Raw genomic sequence first — 2857 nt, forward strand, 5'->3', positions numbered from 1 at the left:
ATGGCAGCCACCATCGCAGTTGGCTTGCTGTCCGCCTGGCTTGGGCAGCGCTTTGGCGGCCGCGTGCAGGCAGTCGCCATTGCGGCGAGCATCCCGTTGATTTGCCTCGTGGGGTGGCGGCTGCTGTTCACGGTGAGGGAGCGCGGCGCTATGCGAGAGCTCGTCGCACGCAGGATTCACCGATCGAGGGGGGCAGATGATTAGACCGTCCGGCGTCCTGAGTGAGTTCTTGCATCCAGCCGAACCGGGAGGAACTCCGTGACACATGCTTAGGAGTTTGACCTCGATTCCCATCTGTACTCACCGCCAATGTTCTGATCCGCGGCGACGTGCTAGAGCAGCAGATTGGATGACGACTCTCACGCTTGACCGTTCATCGGTCGCCTCGATCATCTCCAATAACTTTGTCTCTGCATACAGAACGTTGTGGAGAGAGGTCCGACGCCGCCCTTGGTTAAGCCGGCTTGCTAGTGATGGCTCAGTGGATCTGTTTACGGTTCCCCCGCACGGCCAACGGCTGCGCCCGGCACGAGGGATCGCTAGGGAACTCGTCTCGCGCCTCGAACGAGAGGCGATGGGGGCGGTCCGCGCAAGAAACCGCATTTACCTACTGCTGTCAGGTGATCTTGACAGCAGGGTCGTGGCTGGCGTCCTAAAGCGGCTTGAGATCGATGGACTCTTGCCGTGGCTGCCCATCTGTCTGACCTGGGGATTGCCAGACTCGCGCGATGTGCATTACACGTGCCGAATCGCTGAGATCCTCGGTTGGCAATGGACGTATGCCCCACTCTAAATCGATGACATCAGACGCAACGCAGTGGGTCGGACGCCGCAGTTTGTATGCTTAGTGTCGCCGGCGCAACACCACATGATGTCGTGGTTGGACAAGGCGTTGTCCAATGCCGTTGTGCTGGCTGGAGGCTATCAGGCCCTGGTGGGTTCGGGACTCACGCCCGCGCTGCTCCACCGGGCGATCATGCAACCTGATCTTTTCTATTCCCAATCATCTGGCATCGAATATTACGATGCGGTGTGGATGATTGGCATGCTCAATGCCGCGGGTCCTTTGAAACGCTGGATTTATAAATGGTTCCGGGGATTGCAGGCCCTGGGCGTCGCCGTTTTGGCTGCCTGGATGGCCAATCTTGAACGAGGTCTCTTATTGGGGGTGTCAGACTCTGCGATCCTGGGCGTGTATGCCGCGGGTGCCAAGGTCGCGTCACTGGTTCTGCTTCCCATCGGTGCCTTTCAAGCGGCGTGGGGTCCGCTCAGCCTGGCGGTAAGCCAATCCCCGGAGGCCGGGCACACCTACAGCCGAACGTTGATGGGATTGAGCGCCGGCTTCGGCGTGTTGACGGTAGGGACGCATTGCTTTGCACCGGGCCTGCTCCGTTTGCTTGCGACTGACGTCTACATCGCGGGAGCCGCGGCGGTGGGTCCGCTGATGCTGGGCCATGCCGTGAGGGCGATGGGGTGGGTGGGCGGCATCGGCATCGATCTCAGCAAGCGCACCATTTGGGTGGTGCCCGCACAAATCCTCGGACTTCTCGCGACAGTCGCCGGCTTCCTTTATCTCCCGATCCGGGAGGATCTCCTCCGCGTGGCCTGGGCATCCGCTCTGGGTCAGGGCGTCAGTGCATGCTTGGTGACCTGGTTCGGTCAGAGATGCCAAAAGCAGTCCATCCAGTTTCTCGCGCCGATTCTCTTGATTGCGTTGTCCATTGCGGCTTTGGCCTTGATTCCCCCCTTTGGCGCGCCTTGAGATCCACTGCTTCGAATCACTATGCTGCCGACCTCTTCGACCCCCACGCCGAAAACCTCGCTCAAACTCGCCTGTGAGCGGGCCGCTGCTTTGAGAATGTGGAGTACGAGCGCGAAGCTCATGACCTACGCGGGGTATCTTTTTGATGGCATCGCGATGTCCTCCTGCCGGTTTCTCGACGTGGGAGGAGGTCTTGGCCTCTTTGCGGGACTGGCCTCCGCTTTGGGCGCGAAGCGGAGCGTGTGTGTGGAACCGGGCGGCCACGGAGCCAGTGACACGATTCGCCATTCGAATCTCGAGGGAAATGGTTCATGGATGGAGGGCCATGGCGTGGAACTTTACCGGGATAATCTGACCGAGTTTGGGTCCCGTGCACGCGCTCAAGGCTGGACATTTGACGTCATCCTGCTTCATAACGTTATCAACCACTTGGACGAGGCTGCTTGCCAGGTTCTCCATCAATCGGAAGCGGCCCGTCTGGCCTATCTTGAATCCATAAGGCAAATGAGTGAGCTGGCAGCACCGCAGGCCTGGCTGATCCTCTGCGCTTGTGCCCGCAACAACCTCTTTCCGGATTTGCATTTGCGCAATCCGTTTATGCCCACGATCGAGTGGCACAAGCATTAGAATCCCAAACTTTGGATCAGCCTTTTTGAGAGCTCCGGCTGGCGACATGAGCGCACTTGTTGGACCACGCCCAACGGTTTGGGCGCCGCCGGGCACATGCTTTCGTGCCAGGCTGTTGGTTATGTTGGTTTTGGTCACTTCAAGATCACATTTCGTAAGATGTAACGTGGCGAAAGGCTTCACGAGCACGCGATTATGAATGTCGTCACTTCAACTGCCGCACCCAGCCGCTCCACCCCGGCGGTGGACTCGCTTGAGGTGTGGAACTCGAGAGACTGGATCAGTCCGTTCGTATTTGGGATGGGTTGCGTGCTGAATGGAGTTGCCTATCAAACATTTGAAGCCGCCATGGTGGGCGTGGCTGTGTTCGGAATCGGGGCCGGCTTTTTGTTCTTGCTGGGATTGTTTCGAGGTCCGGAGCTGCTCGCCTACCACCGCATGGTGGCCAGCAGTTGGCTGGCGGCGGGC

3 protein-coding genes are annotated in these 2857 nt (G+C 59.2%); all 3 read left to right on the forward strand.

Going from position 1 to position 2857, the window contains the following annotated elements; genetic code table 11:
* Positions 1–868 precede the first annotated feature (868 nt).
* Complete coding sequence (locus FJ404_19650; GenBank protein MBM3825061.1) at positions 869–1762, forward strand: hypothetical protein; 894 nt, start codon at positions 869–871, stop codon at positions 1760–1762.
* 21 nt (positions 1763–1783) lie between these two features.
* Positions 1784–2389 carry a hypothetical protein gene (locus FJ404_19655; protein ID MBM3825062.1) on the forward strand — a complete coding sequence of 202 codons (606 nt, stop codon included), beginning with the start codon at positions 1784–1786 and terminating at the stop codon, positions 2387–2389.
* A gap of 195 nt (positions 2390–2584) precedes the next feature.
* A partial coding sequence (locus FJ404_19660; protein ID MBM3825063.1) for a hypothetical protein occupies positions 2585–2857 on the forward strand: 273 nt, incomplete at its 3' end.

Source organism: Verrucomicrobiota bacterium, from assembly GCA_016871495.1.
GTDB lineage: Bacteria > Verrucomicrobiota > Verrucomicrobiia > Limisphaerales > VHDF01 > VHDF01.

Excerpts from the sequence above, each read along its gene's own strand:
- FJ404_19655 (MBM3825062.1), top strand. The coding sequence starts at position 1,784 with ATGCTGCCGACCTCTTCGACCCCCACGCCGAAAACCTCGCTCAAACTC.
- FJ404_19650 (MBM3825061.1), top strand. The coding sequence starts at position 869 with ATGATGTCGTGGTTGGACAAGGCGTTGTCCAATGCCGTTGTGCTGGCT.